Here is an 18,034-nt window from a genome sequence, read left to right as displayed (position 1 = left end):
TTTTGGAAATGAAATTTTCTCCACAGTCAAGAGTTTGGATCTATCAGTCGGACAGGAAATTAACCGACCAGGAAGTGCAGCAGATACAGCCCGAGCTGGATAAATTTGCCACCGGCTGGACAGCCCATAACAACCAGCTGCAAGCCAAAGGCGAAGTAAGATATAACCGTTTTTTTATATTGATAGTTGATGAAAGCCAGGCAGGCGCCAGCGGTTGTTCTATCGATAAATCGGTTCATTTTATGCAGCAGGTTCAGCAGCATTTAGGTATCAATCTTTTCGACAGGTTTAATTTGGCTTACCGCGATGGGGAAGAAGTACTTTCATTGCCGCGCCATGATTTTGAGGCCAAATTGAAAGATGGCAGTATTAATAAACAAACCATTGTTTACAATAACCTGGTGCAAAACTTAACCGAGCTGGAAAATAAATGGGAGGTCCCGTTTAAGGATAGCTGGCATATTCAGCTGTTCCGTGATATTGTAACGGCCTAATTAATGATATACTGATCGTTTCGAACCAGGGCGAATTACACGAATCTTAAAATTCGTGTAATTCGTTTTGATTGTATAATCCCTGCAAGTTATTCGTAAATAATATTATTTCTTTTTAGCCGGGGTGATGATCGGTTTTACTACATCTTTTTTGCCCGATTGGTAATCAGAAGGGGCTTTGCTATTGCCTTCGGCGGCGGGTTTCTTTTTCTCTTTGGTAGATTGTTTGTTCTTGCTCATGATTTTTAATTTAATGTTTGATTATTTAGCGGATTACTGATATTTGTATCCGTTAATAGTGATAGCGGCAGGACGAATGAAACGGAGGGCATATACCACCCGGGGATAAGGAAGGAATAGATCGCTTTAATTTTAAAACGTATGTCTTTACGCGTATTATTAATGCGTTTTAATTAAAGGTAGGGGTTTTAAAGCACATAACCCGTAAAGGGACAGTAATTTATATTATATGAAATTTAATGTGGAGCTGCACGCATAAATGCTTAACTTTGCATTAATTTTTTGATACGAACTATTTATATAATACTTTATAAAATAAGCTAAAAAATGAAAGGCTTCATCTCAACCAAAACTTACGGATTTTTAAACTACGTTGTAGCCCTGTTAATGATCTCAACCCTATGGACTTTCGGTGGTACCCTGCACGTTGGCGGCGCCGCTTTGTTCCTGCCTTTGCTAATCGGCTGGTTGCAGCTGATCATGGCAATCTTCGCTAAAAACGAAATGGGTTTCATTAAACAGTTCCCGATGGTTATGCACCTTGTTGGCGATGTAATTATGGGCTCATTTTTATTTTGCTCACCGTGGGTTTACGATTTTGCCGATAAAATGGTGTTGCCGCAATTAGTTTTTGGCGCTTACCTTTTAATTGTGGGTTGCTTTACCAAAGGTTCGCCATTCTTAAACCCACAGGTAGAAGAAGACCACGGCGTAAGCTACAATGCATAATCCCTTCTCTATTTAAAGATACTAAAACAAAAGCGGCGCTCAATTGGCGCCGCTTTTGTTTTATATGCCAAGTTCTTTGGCCTGCTGCTCTTCGCGCTGGTTACGCATTATTTTAGTGAAACCGCGATGGTTGTGCTCTTCATCAAATAAAGGGAAAAATAACCCGCTTCCCCAAAAGCGCGATCCGTCTTTACGCACATGATATCGTTCGTCAATTGCCCGCCCCAGGCTTAATGCTTTTTTTAATTCTATTTCCGGTTTGCCGGCAGCGATATCTTCAATAGTGAAAAATATACGTGCGTTGAGGCCTAAAACCTCCTGTTCGGCGTAACCCAAAACTTTTTGCGCGCCACTGTTCCAGCTATTGATGTTTCCGTTTTTATCGGTAGTGATAACTGCATAATCTTCAAGGCTGTCAAGCACCTGTCTGAAAAACTCTTCGCTCATCCTGAAATAGGTATCATCAAAAATATCTTTATCGCTTATCTCATCATCAAACGATTGATATTCAATGAAAATGCTGGTTTTATCAACCCCGCATACCAGTTGCATAGGTTCGCGGGTTATGCGGTAAAAAGTTTCAAAGCCTGCAGGCAGATTATTAAGCTCAGGTTTGGCTTTAACAGGTACAAGGGTAATGTCAACAACCTCTTCGGTTTGCTGGTTTACAGTTACTTTTACCAGTACATATTCATAGCGTTTTTCAATCAGGTCGCCAAGTAGCTGTGAGGTTAACGGAGTGCGCATCTTTATGATTAATCCTTTTAAAAACTTTAAGTACAAAAATGGCACCAGTTATGATTTATAGCTGATATCGGCAATTGGCATCATTAAAATACCTCATTAAGTCCTAAAAAGAAACCACTTGAACCATATGCACCCCTGCCATAATCTATACAGAGATTTGAGCGGGTGTATTTATTAAACAACAGCCGCAGGCCGGCACCACCGCCAGGTTCCCAATATCTGAACAGTTTTACGCGTTGCTGATTATTAGCTGTTTCGGCATTTATAAATGCAACACCGCTGAGCAGCTTATTGTCTGTTAACGGAAACCGGTATTCAGCCTCATTGTAAACAAATGATAAGCCTTTAAAGCGTCCTATTATAAAGGCCCGGCCTATGCGTCCGTAGGCATCGCTGCCAGTCCCGGGCAGTTCAAGATAGGGGAGTGAGCCGCTGAGCAGGTAGTTTGACCAGTGCCAAACTGCAAATACATGTTCGGGGTTGGTTGAAGATAAGCTCCAGTATTTTCTGAATTCTACTTTTACCTGCATGGCATTACGATTGCTGCCCAGCCAGGTTTGGTTGCTCCGCAAAACTATATCGGCATAAATACCCCTGAACGGGCGGTTTGGCTGATCGCGATTGTTGAACTGGAAATTAAAAAGCAGGCCATTGGCCTGGTACGAGTTAACGGGGAAGCCATTGCGGATACTATAACGGTAGTTATGTGTTTCGGTTATGGGGATGTCCTTACGGTCATCGTCGATATGGCTATAATAATTAAAGCTGAGCCCTGCACCTACATATATGTGGTGTGCCAGCTTGCGGTAGATACGCTCATTGGCCTTGATATAAACATAGCGAATAGGAAAGGCATCGGGATTGTTTTCAAAGTGGGTATTGCCCATAAAAAAACTGCCCTCGCCAAAGCTGCGCCTGCCGGTGCCAAGGCCGTTATCCATGGCAACGGTTTTGCCTATTTGAACGGTGCCCTGCAGGTTCCAATTATTTTCGGCCGAGAAGGCGTTTTGCTTAAACTCGAAAGTGGAAAGCCCGCCTGTCGACAGGTAAAAACCGGCGTTGATTACCGAAAGGGTTGTATTTGAAGGATCACCAAAGTATTTTCCTCCTGACGAGATTACTCCGGCTGCGAAACCTACACTTGGATTATAAGCCGCCGATGGCAGTACTGACCAGTAAGTGCGGTTTTGTGATTGTGCCGTAGTTGTAACCGGTTTACTGCTTTTGCCGCTGAATATGGAAGCTAAGATGCCGGAGGCATCCACCTGTGATTGTAACGAATCAACAGGATCTGCCAGGGTTTGGGCAAATAGTTTGCAGGTACTCATAAGTACAAACAAGGTTAAGGTTAGCCGGTAAACAGCGGGAGCCAATTAGTTAGGGGTTTACAATGTTCCTGCTAATATATTTATATCATGTGAATGTAAAAAACTTATTACAAAATAAAAGATGGTCAAAAACCTGCTCGTGTTAGGGATAGAAGTGGATACCGGCCACGAGCGTAATGCCTGCAGGCGTATGAACGGATAGCCCGGGCCGCAGGCAACACCATTATTTTGATTTCGGAATTTGGATGTTCAATTTTAGATTTTTCTGAAACCAGATTAGAAGGGTTTAGAGATTTATCTGCCTTTATCTGCCTTTATCTGAACCGGAATTAAACGAATTAGTTGAATTTCCCGAATTCCTAAAATTCTTTCCATTTCAGAAATTCGATAAATTCCGGTTCAGACAATATAAAGCTTATTCTACAGCCTCAAAGGAATAAAACAAAATCCCGATCATCCCTTAATCCTAAAAATCAAGGTTCAGACAATCAATTAATCGCGCCACAATATTTTCCTCAAAAACTATTTGCTAATAAGATTATTAACCCTATCTTTGCAGTCCCGAAAATACGGGGTATAGTAAACGTTTAAACAATTTAATTTAAAGCAAGTGAATACGTTAAGTTACAAAACTGTCTCAGCCAACAAAAAAACCGTTAACAAACAATGGGTTGTTGTTGACGCGGAAGGCGAGATTTTGGGGCGCTTGTCCACTAAGATCGCAATGATCATTCGTGGTAAAACCAAGCCAGATTTTACCCCAAACGTAGACTGTGGTGATAATGTGATCGTTATCAACGCAGACAAGGTAAAGTTGACCGGAAACAAAATGAGTGATAAGACCTATGTTAGGTACACAGGTTATCCAGGCGGTCAGCGTTTCATTTCTCCTAAGGAGTTAATGGCGAAACATCCAACACGCGTAATTGAAAAAGCGGTGCGTGGTATGTTACCTAAAAGTCGTTTGGGTAAAGCATTATTCGGTAATCTGCATGTTTATGCAGGTGCAGAGCATCCTCATGCAGCGCAAAACCCAACAGCCATTTAATTTTTAATTTTTAAGGAGAAAAAAAATGCCAACAACTAACACTTCAGGCAGAAGAAAAACAGCCGTTGCCCGCATCTACCTTACAGAAGGAAATGGTGCGATCATCGTTAACGGTAAAGATTACAAAGAGTATTTCCCTACTTTGCCATTGCAATACATCGTTACTCAGAGCACTGAGGTTTCTGGTAGCACCGGAAAATTTGATGTTAAAGCAAATGTTGCAGGTGGTGGTGTAAAAGGACAGGCAGAAGCCGTTCGTTTAGCTATCGCTAAAGCTATTGTTGAACTTGATGCTGAAAAGAAACCAGCATTACGTGCTAAAGGCTTAATGACCCGCGATGACCGTATGGTTGAGCGTAAGAAACCAGGTCGCAGGAAAGCACGTAAGAGATTCCAATTCAGTAAACGTTAATCACAGGAGGACAACAAAATGGCAAGAACAACTTATCAGGATTTACTGGACGCTGGTGTACACTTTGGTCACCTTACCCGCAAATGGGATCCGAAAATGTCACAATACATTTTCATGGAGCGTAACGGTATCCACATTATCGATTTAAATAAAACCTTAACTAAGGTTGAAGAAGCTGCTGCAGCTATAAAACAAATTGTAAAATCAGGCCGTAAGGTATTATTCGTAGCTACAAAGAAACAAGCGAAAGATATCGTTGCTGATTATGCAAAAAGCGTAAACATGCCATACATCACCGAGCGTTGGTTAGGTGGTATGTTAACCAACTTTGCTACTGTACGTAAGTCAATCAAAAAGATGTCAAACATCGATAAATTGACTAAAGACGGTACTTACAGCAACCTTTCTAAAAAAGAGCGTCTGATGATTCAGCGTGAGCGTATCAAATTAGAAACCCTTTTAGGTGGTATCTCTGATCTGAACCGTTTACCGGCTGCATTGTTCCTGATTGACGTTAAGAAAGAGCACATCGCGGTTTCAGAAGCATTAAAGTTGAACATCCCTACATTTGCTATGGTTGATACCAACTCTGATCCTTCAAACATCGACTTCCCGATCCCTGCAAATGACGACGCTACAAAATCAATTTCATTGATCACCAGCATCATCATCAAAGCTATCGAAGAAGGTTTAGATGAGCGCAAACGCGAGAAAGAAGACGAAGCAGAAAAAGAAGCAGTAGCTGCAAAAACTAAAGCTGATGCTCCTGAAGTTAACGAAGGCGGTAAAAGAACCCGTAAAGTAGCTGAAGTTGCTTCTGCTGAAGCTGAAACAGAAGCGCCAGCTGCTGAAACAGAAGAATAATTACCCCCAGGCCCCCTGAAGGGGGAGAAGGAATAAATATTTAAAGCCTCCCTGAATCCCGTTAGAAGGATCAGGGAGGATTTTTAATATTAAAAATAGTTGCAGGTTACAATAGCATAATACCATTGCGGTAACTTGTAACCCGATATAAAAAATCTTAAAACTCAAAAAAACATGTCTACAGTACAAATTTCTGCAGCCGACGTAAACAAACTGCGCCAGCAAACCGGTGCCGGTATGATGGATTGCAAAAAAGCATTAACCGAAACTAACGGTGATTTTGAAGCAGCTATCGATTTTTTAAGGAAAAAAGGTGCTAAAGTTGCAGCAAGCCGTCAGGACAGGGAATCAAACGAAGGTGTTGTTATTGCACGTACTTCTGAAGATTTTAAAACAGGTGTTATCATCGAGCTTAACTGCGAAACTGACTTCGTAGCCAAAAACGCTGAGTTCATTGCTTTTGCTAACGAAATTGCTGACAAAGCTGTTGAAGCTAAACCGGCTTCAATTGAAGAACTTTACGCTCTTGAAATTGACGGTGCTAAAATTGGTGATGCTATCATCGAAAAAACCGGCAAAATCGGCGAAAAAATCGGTGTATCTAAATATGAAGTAGTTAATGGCGAAAAAGTTGTTGCTTACATCCACGGTAACTTCCGTTTAGGTGTATTGGTAGCTTTAAGCGCTCCTGCTGCTGGTGCTGATGAGGCTGGTAAAGACGTTGCAATGCAAATTGCTGCTATGAACCCTATTGCTGTTGATAAAGACGGCGTTGATGCTTCTTTAATTGAGCGTGAATTGGAGATCGCTAAAGATCAGATCCGTGCAGAAGGTAAACCAGAAGCAATGGTTGAAAAAATTGCTGCCGGTAAACTGAATAAATTTTACAAAGACTCAACCCTGTTAAACCAGGAGTTTGTGAAAGACTCATCTAAGAGTGTTGCACAATTCCTTGACTCGGTTGAAAAAGGCCTTACAGTAACCGCCTTTAAGCGGGTAGCTTTAGGAGCTTAATCATATTATCCCCCGATGAAAATCGGGGGATTTTTTTTGCGATATTGTTTCGTAAATTTCCAAACCCATGTCATTGCGAGGAGGAACGACGAAGCAATCGCATATTGTACAGGGCGATCATGCATAGTTCGCGGTTGCCACGCTACGCTCGCAATGACATGACGGTTGAATATTTATACAGAACATGATAACAGCCCTCCACAACCTTAAACTCATCTCAGCCGGCAACATTGCCGAAGACAAAGCCGTTTTAATCTCAAACGGTACCATCCTTGATATTATTGACGAAACTGCCATCCCGGCGGATGCTGTAAAGAAAGATCTGAACGGTGCATACCTTGCCCCTGGCTTTATCGACTTGCAGATCTATGGCAGCGGCGGTCAACTTTTTGCCGGTACACCCACCGTTGAAGCCCTTGAGCAATTGGAGAATGACCTGCTAAACCAAGGAACCACAGGTGTATTTGCCACCATTGGCACCAATACCAATGATATTGTGGAAACCGGCATTGAAGCAGCTAAGATCTATCGTGAAAAAAGTAAAGGTGCTTTCTGGGGGTTGCATTTGGAGGGCCCGTATTTAAACCCGGCCAAGAAAGGCGCCCACCCCGAAAAGTTTATCAAAAAGGCTACCCTGGCCGAGGTTAAAGGCTGGCTTGAAAAAGCTGATGGTGTTATTAAAATGATCACCATTGCGCCCGAGTTACAAGATCAGGAGGTGATTGATTATTTGTATGAGCAGGGCATTATCATCTCATCAGGCCATAGCAACGCTACTTACGCCGAGGGAAAATCATTTCTAAAGAAACCTGTACAGGCCGTTACCCACTTGTTTAACGCCATGCCATCCATGCACCACCGCGAGCCCGGCTATATTCCTGCTATTTTTGAGGAAAGGCCTTATACCAGCATCGTAGCAGATGGCATCCATGTGGATTTTGCTATGGTGCGTTTGGCTAAGCGCGAACTGGGTGATAAGCTTTTCCTGATAACTGATGCCGTTACTTCAACAAAACAAGGTGCTTACCAGCACGAATTGCGGGGAGATAGATATACTATGCCTGATGGCACTTTATCAGGCTCATGCCTTACCATGCTTAAAGCGGTAGAAAACTGTGTTAAAATGGTTGGTATTGACCTGGCGGAGGCAGTAAATATGGCTTCATTATACCCAGCTGAGCTGGCATTGCAAACAAAAAAGGGTAAAATCGAGAAAGGATTTGATGCCGACCTTGTTGTTTTTAATGCTGATTTTGAAGTGCTTGAAACTATATTGAATGGCGATTTTTTAACAAAGACAACATAAAATTTTAACACTGCAATTTATTCGCTATTTTTGGCGAACTACTCCCATATGAACAGAGCTTTATCAATTCTTGATATAAACAAAAGCAGGTTTCATCTATTTCTATTATTAGCAAATCACACCAAATGAAATACAAAAGAATATTACTGAAACTTTCGGGCGAATCGCTGATGGGCACAAGGCAATATGGTATTGATAACAGCCAGGTTTTGCAATATGCCCATGACATTAAAAACGTTTACGATGCCGGTATTGAGATTGCGGTAGTTGTTGGGGGCGGTAATATTTTCAGGGGGTTAAGTGCCGAAAAATCGGGCATGGAACGTGCCCAGGCCGATTATATGGGTATGCTTGCAACAGTTATTAACTGTATGGCGCTGCAAAATGCTTTAGAAAGCATTGGTGTGGAAACCCGCCTGCAATCGGCCATTAAAATGGAACAGATCTGTGAGCCTTACATCCGCCGCCGTGCCATGCACCATTTGGAAATGGGCAAGATCGTGATCTTCGGCGCCGGTACCGGTAACCCTTATTTTACTACTGATACAGCCGCTTCATTACGCGCTATTGAAATTAAAGCCGATGTGGTATTGAAAGGTACCCGCGTTGACGGGATCTACACTGCCGACCCGGAAAAAGATCCGACAGCAACCCGTTACGACGAGATCACTTTCCAGGAAGTGTACGACAAAGGCCTTAACGTAATGGACATGACTGCCATAACCCTTTGCCAGGAAAACAAGCTGCCTATCATTGTATTTGATATGAACAAAGAAGGCAACTTCATGAAAATAGCCAAAGGCGAGGATATTGGTACGCTGGTGAAATAGCCCCACCCAAACCCTCCCCTAAAGGGAGAGGGCTTAAAAGACCTTTTAAAGTCTCCCCTTTAGGGGAGATTTAGAGGGGCGTACTGGCTCCTACAATCTCCGTCTTTAAGGTTTATAAAAACTTAAAACCCCTGTTATTCCGTAATCGGTAATAACAGGGGTTTTTAAATTTTATGGCTATGAAGTTTATTTTCAGTATCTTGGTTTGGTTTTAACAACCGGCCCGAGACCTGCCGATAAGCCGGTTGCCAAGGTTGATGTGATAAGTTTTTGGGCAAATGGTATTCCTGATATTCCATCCCTGCTATGTTTGACAGAGGCACACCCGAAACGACTACTACCTATACGCTAATAACGATGACTACTACAATGTAGTAAGCTGAAAGCCGAAGGCTTAAAGCAAAAAGCTAAAACCCTGCTGCAAAGAAAGCTTTAAGCCTTGGGCTTTTAGCTTTAAGCTCAAAATAAGCCCTACAAAACTATTATGAAAAAGAAAGGCCGCCCTGTAAAAGTGGCGGCCTTCTGCGTTTTAGCTTTTATGCTTAATTATTTAGCGTCGTTTACAGCTTTGATGGCATCATCAGCAGCTTTTGCGGATGCATCATCCTTCATCGTAGTGCGTGCAGCTTTTATACCTTCTAATTGGGTAACCACAAATGGTGCGGCACCATAAACTTTAAATTTGATACCTGCATTTTTGAGTTCCTCAATACCTTGCTGGGCATATTCTGGCTTGTTAACTTTGGCAGTCATATCAGCAAAGTTTTTAAGGGCATTGAATTTTTCCTGGATTCCCGACTCAATAAACGCATGGTAAACAAATGGCCATTCAGCATCATTACCGTTGGTTGTGTATAAAGTCATGATAGCGGCAGTTAGCGCGCCTTTGTTATCCTTTTCAAGGCCTTTGGCTGAGGTTAACGCTTTGGCCGGGTCAAGCTGGGCAATTGCATTTAAAGCAGCACCTTGTACAGCATATGACTCGCTTGAAAGTGATTGCGTGAACAAGGTCATGTTACCGCTTGCTTTCAGTTTGCCCAATGCAGTAATTGCTGCGGCCCGTACCAATGTGTTATTATCGGTTTGCGCCAATGAGATCAATATTGGTTGAGCTGCATTACGAACATCATCCTTAGTAAGGTTTAATGCCCTGGTGGTTTTAACACGCAGGCCGTAGTATTTATCCTTTAAAGCAGCGATCAGGATTTTTTGTGCTTCTTTACCGGTTTGGTCGGCTGCAGCCGCGTCTATAGCTTCGTAACGGTCCAGGTAGTTAGGAGCGTTGAAGTATTGGAACGAAAACTCTTCAATTGTTTTATTGTCGGTTTTCTTGGTCAGCAGGATCTTATCGGCATCAACGTTCACCAAATCTGGTTTGCCCGCTAACTGGTAGCTGATAGAATCAACTTTGTTGTTCATCCACTCTTTATGGCGCACTTTTTTACCGCCCTGGTAAATATCAATAGCCATTGGGAGTTTAAATGTTTGGCCGTCCTGGGTTTGTTTCAGGTAAACGGTTTCGGTTTTAGTTGCCTCATCCCATTTGTAGCTGATATTCAATATAGGGTGACCGGCTCCATAATACCACTGGTTAAAATACCAGTTAAGATCCTGGCCGCTGGCCTCTTCAAATGCTAAACGCAACTGCTGAGCTTCACCGTTTTTAAAGGCATTTGTTTTAAGGTAGATATTAAGGCCTTTATAAAATGCAGCATCGCCTAAATAATTGCGGAGCATATTCAGGATGCGGCCGCCTTTTTGGTAGGTTACTGCGTCAAAAACATCCTCTTTATCGGCATAATAAAAACGCACCAGGTTTTTGGTGTTAGCCCCCGGCGAGCGCAGATAGCTTTGCATATCGGCATAGTTGTGGGCATCGCCCTCATCTTTACCATATTTATGCTCGGCCCAGATGGTTTCACTAAAATTAGCAAACGACTCGTTTACGGTAAGGTTGCTCCAGCTTTCGGCGGTAACATAATCGCCAAACCATTGGTGGAAAAGCTCGTGTACAATGGTGCTGCGGCCGTTATTGAAGTTGGCATCGATCAATTCACGGTGGGTAGCCTGTACATAATCGCCGTGAAGGGTGGCCGATGTATTTTCCATTGCGCCGCTCACGTAATCGCGTACTACAATTTGTGAGTATTTTACCCATGGGTAATCAACGCCCAGTGTTTTTGAGTAAAAGTCGATCACCTCGGGTGTAAAACCGAAGATCTCTTTAGCATATGGGGCGTATTTTGGTTCCAGGTAATAGCTTACCTCTTTATCTTTCCACTTGTCTTTATAAATCTTGAAATCGCCGACAGCCATCATAAACAAATATGGTGAGTGCGGCAACTCTTGTTTCCAGGTATCAGTACGGGTACCGTCGGCATTTGTTTTTTGAGCGGTTAACTTACCGTTTGATAGGGTTACATACTTTGCCGGTACGGTCATCGTGATCTCTTCGGTAGTTTTCTGACTTGGCTTATCAATAGTAGGGAACCATGCCGATGAGCTTTCGGTTTCACCTTGTGTCCAGATCTGGGTCGGCTTATCTTTTTCGGTACCGTCAGGGTTAATGAAATACAAACCTTTGGCATCGTTGATAGCTGCGCTGCCTTTTTCTTTCAGCTCGTTTGGCTTGGCGGTATAATCGATATAAATGGTATAGTTTTCGTTATTGCGATAAACTTTATCCAGTTTAATAGCTACCGAAAGGCTGTCCTGGTAAGTAAATTTCAACGGAACGTTTTTACCATTTTTTACTACCGAAATGTTTTTAAGGTCCATGCCTTTAGCATCAAGCCTTAAGCTATCGGTTGGGTAAAAATGAGGTTTTAAAGTAACCCATTCCTTACCATACAGGTAACGTTTTTTATAGTCGAAACGCACATCAAGTTTGGTGTGGATGAGGTCGTTGATTTTGGTTGGTACAGCCCGGTAAATTTTCAAAGCCGGGTTTTCGGGGGGAGGAGTTTGCTGCGCGTAAGCAGTTGCCATAGCTGTGGTAAGCACACACGACAGCATGAGTTTTGTAATTAATTTGCGATCAGTCATATATGGTACAAAAAGTTTGCTTTTTACAAGCTGTTAAGGATAGTTAATTTTCAAATATACATCCCGGCAGCTAAAATGTTTTGTGCGTAAATCACCTATGACGCGCGGGAAGGGGTTATGTTACGGAAAGCGACTGATTTTTGAGGATACCTGAGAGGACGGAAGGTAACACGACAAACAAGCAACAAGTTATTAATCCTTATCTTTAAAAAAAAGACCTGTATAGTTCATCTTAGGACTAACAGAATAGCTTGTATAGTATTTACAGGATTTACTCACAAATCTGTATAGGTTTTTCAGGACGGGTCATCTCTAACTGTGCCCCGCATAAAACCGAACACCAGATGTACGCTTTCGTACAGTAATAAGATGGATTTTTATTTAAGTTACTGATAGTTAGTTATTTATATAAATGGCACATGTTTTATTAAACTTTAACAGTAGTATACTGCCTTTTGATAAACTAACAACCTGTTGGGGATATGAATTTAGATGACCATGTTTGGAACCTGGCTTCAAAGAAGTTGGCTAACGAAGCTTCGGATAAGGAGCTGCGTGAGCTGAACGCTTTGCTTGCTGAAAATCCGGAACTGCATAGTCAGCTTAAGCTAATGTCCAAATGGTGGGATGATGGGGAAGAGAAGCCTAAAAATGATAGTTCGGCTTTATTCAACAGGATACAGGCAAGGATCAAGGATATTGAAGGCACAGGACCATCTGGTGTTACAGCCGGCGAGCAGCCCTTAACTAAGCCTGTGAATGTTAGGGAAGCTAATCATAACAGTACTAAAAAATTAAAGCAATATAGTCCGTTTTTAAACCGTACAGCGATGATCAAAAATTACCTGAAGATAGCTTTAAGGCAATTGCGTAAGCAAAAAATGTACACCGCTATTAAAATTGGGGGCTTTGCGTTTAGCATTGCAGCCTGCCTTTTAATAGCCCTGTACATTCGTGATGAGCTGAGTTTTGATAAAAGTTACCCCAATGCCAATAATATTTACCGCTTAATTGGCGACTATCATGATGGTAACCTGCATGAAAAAGGCGTTGATTGGCCATCCGTTATGGGGAAGGTGATTAAACAGGATTTTCCGGAGGTGGAAAAATCGGGCCGTTTGATGCCAAACTCGCTGTTTTGGGGAGCAGGCAGTAATGAGCTGAAACGTGCCGACCAGGCCGACAATACCCATGAAGAAGGTTTTGCTTATGCTGATCAGGGCCTGATTGATATATTGAATATACCAATGGTTTACGGCGATGCCAGGCGCGCACTTACCGAGCCTTTAAGTATGGTAATTTCAAAAAGCAAAGCCGATAAATACTTTCCCGGTCAAAACCCGGTGGGTAAGGTGATGTTTTTGAATAATAATAAAACCAAGCCTTTTAAAATAGCGGCTGTGATGCAGGATATGCCGCATAACTCGCACCTGCACGATTTTAAGTTTTTGATAACCCTTGCCGGCGTTGAGTTCTGGAACGGCGAACAAGCTACCTGGGATGCCAACAACTATCACATTTATATGGTGCTGAAACCTGGCACCAACATACCAGCTTTTGAAAAAAAGGTTAGTAATAACATTCTCAAAAATTATTACATACCCAACATGACCCGCAATGGCGATAAGCGGGCAAGCAAAGTAATGGATGTGTTTAGCATGAAAGTGCAAAACATACAGGATATTAATTTACGCTCTTACGATATCCATGATGGTATGTCGCACGGGGATATGCGGTTTATTTGGCTGTTTGGTGCGGTGGCCGGCTTCATTTTGGTGATTGCCTGTATCAATTTTATTAACCTTTCTACTGCCAAATCGGCCAACAGGGCCAAGGAGGTAGGTTTGCGCAAAGTAGTTGGTTCACAACGCAGCGGGCTAATCCAGCAGTTTTTGTCCGAATCATTATTATACAGCTTTTTCTCTTTTGTTTTAGGGTTGATATTAGCCTGGATCTTGCTGCCATATTTTAATACCCTGGCATCCAAAACGCTCAGCATGCCCTGGGCACAATGGTGGCTGGTGCCGGTAGTATTGGCTTCGGCATTTTTGATTGGCATTATAGCCGGTATTTATCCCGCATTTTATCTTTCGGGCTTTAAACCTGCCGATGTACTTAAAGGCAAACTAAGCACCGGCAGCAAAAGTTCGGTGCTCAGGAATGCCCTTGTGGTTTTTCAGTTTACTACATCTATCATCCTCATTATCAGTACGGTGGTTATTTATAACCAGATGCAGTTCATCCTCAATAAAAAAGTAGGCTTTGAAAAAGACCAGGTGGTGATGATCCAGGGCACTAATACACTTGATAACCAGGTAAAAACCTTTAAAAGTGAGCTGGTAAAACTGCCTACTGTAAAAAGTGCTTCCATCAGTGATTTTCTGCCTGTTTCGGGCACTAAACGTAATGGTAATGAGTTTCGTAATGAGGGTAAAGAAAAAGAAGAAATTGGTATTGGCGGCCAGTTTTGGGATATAGATCAGGACTACCTGCAAACCCTGGGCATTAAGCTGGTAGCAGGCCGCAACTTTAACCCGGATATGAAAACCGATTCGCAGGCGGTGATCATAAATCAAACCATGGCCAAAAAGCTGGGCCTTAAAAACCCGATAGGCAAAAAGATAGTCAATTACGGTCCGGGTAAAACCATTATTGGTGTAGTACAGGATTTTAATTTTGAATCCATGCGCGATGGTATTGAGCCTATGGTACTTCATTTAGGCGCAAGCGAATCAATAGTATCGGTAAAAATAAAAGCCGGTGATGTAAAGAATGCCTTGGCGCAGATCACCACAACCTGGAAACAGTTTGCACCTAACCAGCCCATCCGTTACACTTTTATGGATGAGCGTTTTGCCAGCATGTATGCCGATGTACAACGGATGGGCCGTATCTTCACGAGTTTCGCGGTATTGGCTATTATTATAGCCTGCCTTGGCCTGTTTGCTTTAGCCGCTTTTATGGCCGAGCAGCGCAGCAAGGAAATAGGCATCCGCAAGGTGCTGGGAGCAACCATCGGTAATATCACCACTATGTTATCCATGAATTTTGTAAAGCTTGTATTCATTGCCATTGTAATAGCAACACCTATAGCCTATTACGCCATGACCAAATGGCTGCAAGATTTTACTTACCGTGTGCCATTGAGCTGGTGGATGTTTGCCCTTGCAGGTGTTGCAGCAATTATGATAGCACTGGCAACAGTAAGCTATCAAAGCATTAAAGCCGCACTGATGAACCCGGTTAAGAGTTTGAAGACGGAATAATTTGATTTCGGATTTCGGAGTTTCGATTTCGGAATTTTTTTATTTGGGATTACACTGATTAATTTTTGATTACACCGATTTTTTCTGAACCGGAAATTTTAGAATTAAGGAATTCAGGTTCAGACAACCGGCGATAAGTACCAATGAACTAATGAACCATTGAACCAATGAACCAATAAGATGATCAGAAGTTATTTAAAAACAGCATGGCGGTTTTTGTTGAAAAACAAAACCTTTAGTTTAATTAACATAATAGGATTGGCCACAGGTACGCTTTGCTGCCTGTACATTTTGCTTTATGTGCAGGACCAATACAGTTATGATAAACAGCATAAAGATGTTAAAGACATTTACCGTATTACAACAACGCTTGAGCTAACCGGCGATAAGCATAACAGCGCTGCAAGTTCGCCGCCTATTACGCCGGCTATGAAAAATGATTTTGGCGAGGTATTACAGTTTACACGGCTGGTAACTACTGAAGGTTTTGGGGCTAAGCAGCACCTGTTACGTTACAAGGAAAAATCATTCTATCAGCAGGATGCGGCTTATGTTGATTCTACTTTTTTTGATGTGTTCAACTTTCATTTCGTTAGTGGCAATGCGAATAAGGTGCTGGCCGAACCTTATACCATTGTGTTGCTAAAGCCGGTTGCTGGTAAACTTTTTGGCAATGAGAATGCGGTGGGTAAAATGATCTCTATTGATAATTCATTCGGCAAGCATGATTTTAAGGTTACCGGGGTTATTGACGAAAGCGCCGGACAGTCGCATATCAAAGCCAGTATGTTTATGGCCATGAACAGCGGCGGCTTGGGGCAGTATGTCCGGCAAAACAATGCCTGGGCAGGTAATAACTTTTTATATGCCTACGTAAAACTACGGCCCAATGCAAGTGCCGCAGCGCTTGAAAAAAAGCTTCCGGAGTTTTTAAATAAATATGGTGCAGACCAAATGAAGGCTGTTGGTATGAAAAAAGCACTGCATTTACAGCCGGTTACTACCATCCATACCACGCCGGGACACGAGCATGAGCTTAGCAAAACGCTTGATCCATCATTCCTGTATATCATGATACTGGTAGCCGTGCTGATACAGGTAGTGGCCTGCATCAATTTCATGAACCTTTCAACCGCACGTGCATCTAAACGGGCCAAGGAAGTTGGGGTACGCAAGGTAATAGGCGCTGACCAGGGCGACCTGATCAAACAGTTTTTAGGCGAATCATTTATGCTGGCTTTCATAGGCGTAGCTATAGCCTTACCATTACTGATAGTCCTGCTGCCTTATTTAAACCAGATAACGCATACCGATATTCATTTGTCGTTTTTTAGCAATTATAAACTTTGGATAATGCTGGTGAGTATGGTTGTGGTTACCGGTTTTGTGGCGGGCAGCTATCCGGCCTTTTACCTATCGGCGTTTAAAGCCATTAAGGTGATCAAGGGGAATTTTACCAGTCATATTTCGGCAGCCGGGATCCGTAAATCATTGGTGGTATTTCAGTTTGTACTGTCGATAGTACTGATTACAGGTATTATTGTGATTTACAGCCAGCTTAATTTTGTGAAAAATAAAGACCTTGGTTTCGATCAGAACCAAAAACTCATCTTTAATTTTTATACCGAAACTACCCAGGGCAAAATGAAAAATTTTGCAAATGATTTAAGGCAACTGGCCGAAGTTAAAACTGTAAGCAATGCTGATAATTACCTGAGCCAGTTTGTACCGCATGATCATGGGGTTTACACTGCGGGTGGTAACATGGCTACCGCTACTGATGCACAAAATATCAATACCGATGAGTTTTTTGCCAAGGCAAACGGCATTAAAATAATTTCCGGCAGGGATTTCCGGATAGGTGATACCACCCGCGTGCTTATTAATGAAACTTTATGTAAGCGGTTGGGAATAAGCCCGCTGGCTGCCCCCGGTACCAGGTTGTATACCAAATATGATCCGGACCCGGCAACCTTTGTTGAAGTAGCCGGTGTAATGAAGGATTTTAACTATAACTCATTGCATACTGATGTGAAACCATTCATGTTGGTTTACCGCAATGACCCGCGGCAGTTTAACGTAATGGTGGTATCAACCGATAGTAAAAACTATAAATCGTTGTTGAGCAAAATGGAAGCACTGTGGCGTAAGGATATTATAGATGCACCTTTTGAATACTCGTTTTTAGATACCGAAGTGCGAAAACAATACGAAACTGAGGTTACACTATCCCAAATTATCAATGCTTTTACGCTGATGGCCATCGTGATCTCCTGCCTTGGTTTGTTTGGCCTGGCAGCTTTCAGTGCCGAGCAGCGCAGTAAGGAGATTGGCGTGCGTAAGGTGCTTGGCGCCAGTGTAACAGGCATTGTACAGTTGTTATCAAAAGATTTTGTACAACTGGTATTGATAGCCCTTGTCATAGCTACGCCAATAGCCTGGTGGGGAATGAATAAATGGCTGCAAGCCTTTGAATATCGTGTGTCTATAAGCTGGTGGATGTTTGCCCTGGCCGGTACACTGGCAATGGTAATAGCCCTGCTAACAGTAAGCACCCAGGCCATTAAAGCAGCAAGGATGAACCCGGTGAAAAGTTTGAAAGCGGAGTAGAGAGGTTCGTGGTTGGAGATTAGAGGTTAGGGGGAACGTAAAATATACAGAATGTCATTGCGAGGAGCGGGCTGGATAGTGCGAGGGCGCGATGCGGCAAT

The 18,034-nt window shown here is 42.5% G+C and carries 14 protein-coding genes; 10 read left to right on the top strand and 4 right to left on the bottom strand.

The window, feature by feature from the left end:
- The first annotated feature begins 8 nt into the window (after nt 1-8).
- Nucleotides 9-494 (top strand): ABC transporter ATPase, encoded by a 486-nt coding sequence (locus ACFFGT_RS14915; protein ID WP_377023330.1) that lies wholly within the window; start codon nt 9-11, stop codon nt 492-494.
- Nucleotides 495-599: 105 nt separating this feature from the next.
- Here ACFFGT_RS14915 and ACFFGT_RS14910 read toward each other — a convergent pair whose 3' ends face one another.
- Entirely contained in the window at nt 600-734 is a 135-nt protein-coding gene (locus tag ACFFGT_RS14910; protein ID WP_377023329.1) for a hypothetical protein, read from the bottom strand.
- A 327-nt stretch (nt 735-1,061) separates the two neighbouring features.
- Between ACFFGT_RS14910 and ACFFGT_RS14905 the strand changes: the two genes are divergently transcribed.
- Nucleotides 1,062-1,463 (top strand): SPW repeat domain-containing protein, encoded by a 402-nt coding sequence (locus ACFFGT_RS14905; protein ID WP_377023328.1) that lies wholly within the window; start codon nt 1,062-1,064, stop codon nt 1,461-1,463.
- A gap of 60 nt (nt 1,464-1,523) precedes the next feature.
- Here the strand turns inward: ACFFGT_RS14905 and ACFFGT_RS14900 are convergent, their stop codons facing one another.
- Nucleotides 1,524-2,210 carry a PAS domain-containing protein gene (locus ACFFGT_RS14900; RefSeq protein ID WP_377023327.1) on the bottom strand — a complete coding sequence of 229 codons (687 nt, stop codon included), beginning with the start codon at nt 2,208-2,210 and terminating at the stop codon, nt 1,524-1,526.
- An 83-nt stretch (nt 2,211-2,293) separates the two neighbouring features.
- Entirely contained in the window at nt 2,294-3,538 is a 1,245-nt protein-coding gene (locus tag ACFFGT_RS14895) for a BamA/TamA family outer membrane protein (protein ID WP_377023326.1), read from the bottom strand.
- 610 nt (nt 3,539-4,148) lie between these two features.
- On the opposite strand from ACFFGT_RS14895, the gene rplM reads away from it, so the two are divergent.
- From rplM to pyrH, 6 genes are all read left to right on the top strand, one after another.
- Entirely contained in the window at nt 4,149-4,586 is a 438-nt protein-coding gene (gene rplM, locus ACFFGT_RS14890) for a 50S ribosomal protein L13 (RefSeq protein ID WP_377023325.1), read from the top strand.
- Between the two features lie 25 nt (nt 4,587-4,611).
- Nucleotides 4,612-4,998: a 30S ribosomal protein S9 gene (gene rpsI / locus ACFFGT_RS14885; RefSeq protein WP_110587286.1), complete on the top strand. Its 387-nt coding sequence runs from the start codon at nt 4,612-4,614 to the stop codon at nt 4,996-4,998.
- Nucleotides 4,999-5,016: 18 nt separating this feature from the next.
- Nucleotides 5,017-5,862, top strand: coding sequence for a 30S ribosomal protein S2 (rpsB, locus tag ACFFGT_RS14880; RefSeq protein ID WP_377023324.1), 846 nt, complete (start codon nt 5,017-5,019; stop codon nt 5,860-5,862).
- A 174-nt stretch (nt 5,863-6,036) separates the two neighbouring features.
- Nucleotides 6,037-6,876: a translation elongation factor Ts gene (gene tsf, locus ACFFGT_RS14875; protein WP_377023323.1), complete on the top strand. Its 840-nt coding sequence runs from the start codon at nt 6,037-6,039 to the stop codon at nt 6,874-6,876.
- Between the two features lie 184 nt (nt 6,877-7,060).
- Entirely contained in the window at nt 7,061-8,182 is a 1,122-nt protein-coding gene (gene nagA, locus ACFFGT_RS14870; protein ID WP_377023322.1) for an N-acetylglucosamine-6-phosphate deacetylase, read from the top strand.
- 125 nt (nt 8,183-8,307) lie between these two features.
- On the top strand, nt 8,308-9,012 hold the full coding sequence (gene pyrH, locus ACFFGT_RS14865) for a UMP kinase (RefSeq protein ID WP_377023321.1): 705 nt from the start codon (nt 8,308-8,310) through the stop codon (nt 9,010-9,012).
- Between the two features lie 546 nt (nt 9,013-9,558).
- Here the strand turns inward: pyrH and ACFFGT_RS14860 are convergent.
- Nucleotides 9,559-12,027: a M1 family aminopeptidase gene (locus tag ACFFGT_RS14860; RefSeq protein WP_377023320.1), complete on the bottom strand. Its 2,469-nt coding sequence runs from the start codon at nt 12,025-12,027 to the stop codon at nt 9,559-9,561.
- A 512-nt stretch (nt 12,028-12,539) separates the two neighbouring features.
- Between ACFFGT_RS14860 and ACFFGT_RS14855 the strand changes: the two genes are divergently transcribed.
- Both ACFFGT_RS14855 and ACFFGT_RS14850 read left to right on the top strand, forming a co-directional pair.
- Nucleotides 12,540-15,323, top strand: coding sequence for an ABC transporter permease (locus tag ACFFGT_RS14855; RefSeq protein ID WP_377023319.1), 2,784 nt, complete (start codon nt 12,540-12,542; stop codon nt 15,321-15,323).
- Between the two features lie 180 nt (nt 15,324-15,503).
- Entirely contained in the window at nt 15,504-17,933 is a 2,430-nt protein-coding gene (locus ACFFGT_RS14850; RefSeq protein ID WP_377023318.1) for an FtsX-like permease family protein, read from the top strand.
- The last annotated feature ends 101 nt before the right edge of the window (nt 17,934-18,034 follow it).

This window comes from Mucilaginibacter angelicae, assembly GCF_042434235.1.
In the GTDB taxonomy this organism is placed as follows: Bacteria; Bacteroidota; Bacteroidia; order Sphingobacteriales; family Sphingobacteriaceae; genus Mucilaginibacter; species Mucilaginibacter angelicae.
Note: the sequence above shows the minus strand (reverse complement) of the source record. Positions and strands in the feature narration are given on the sequence as shown.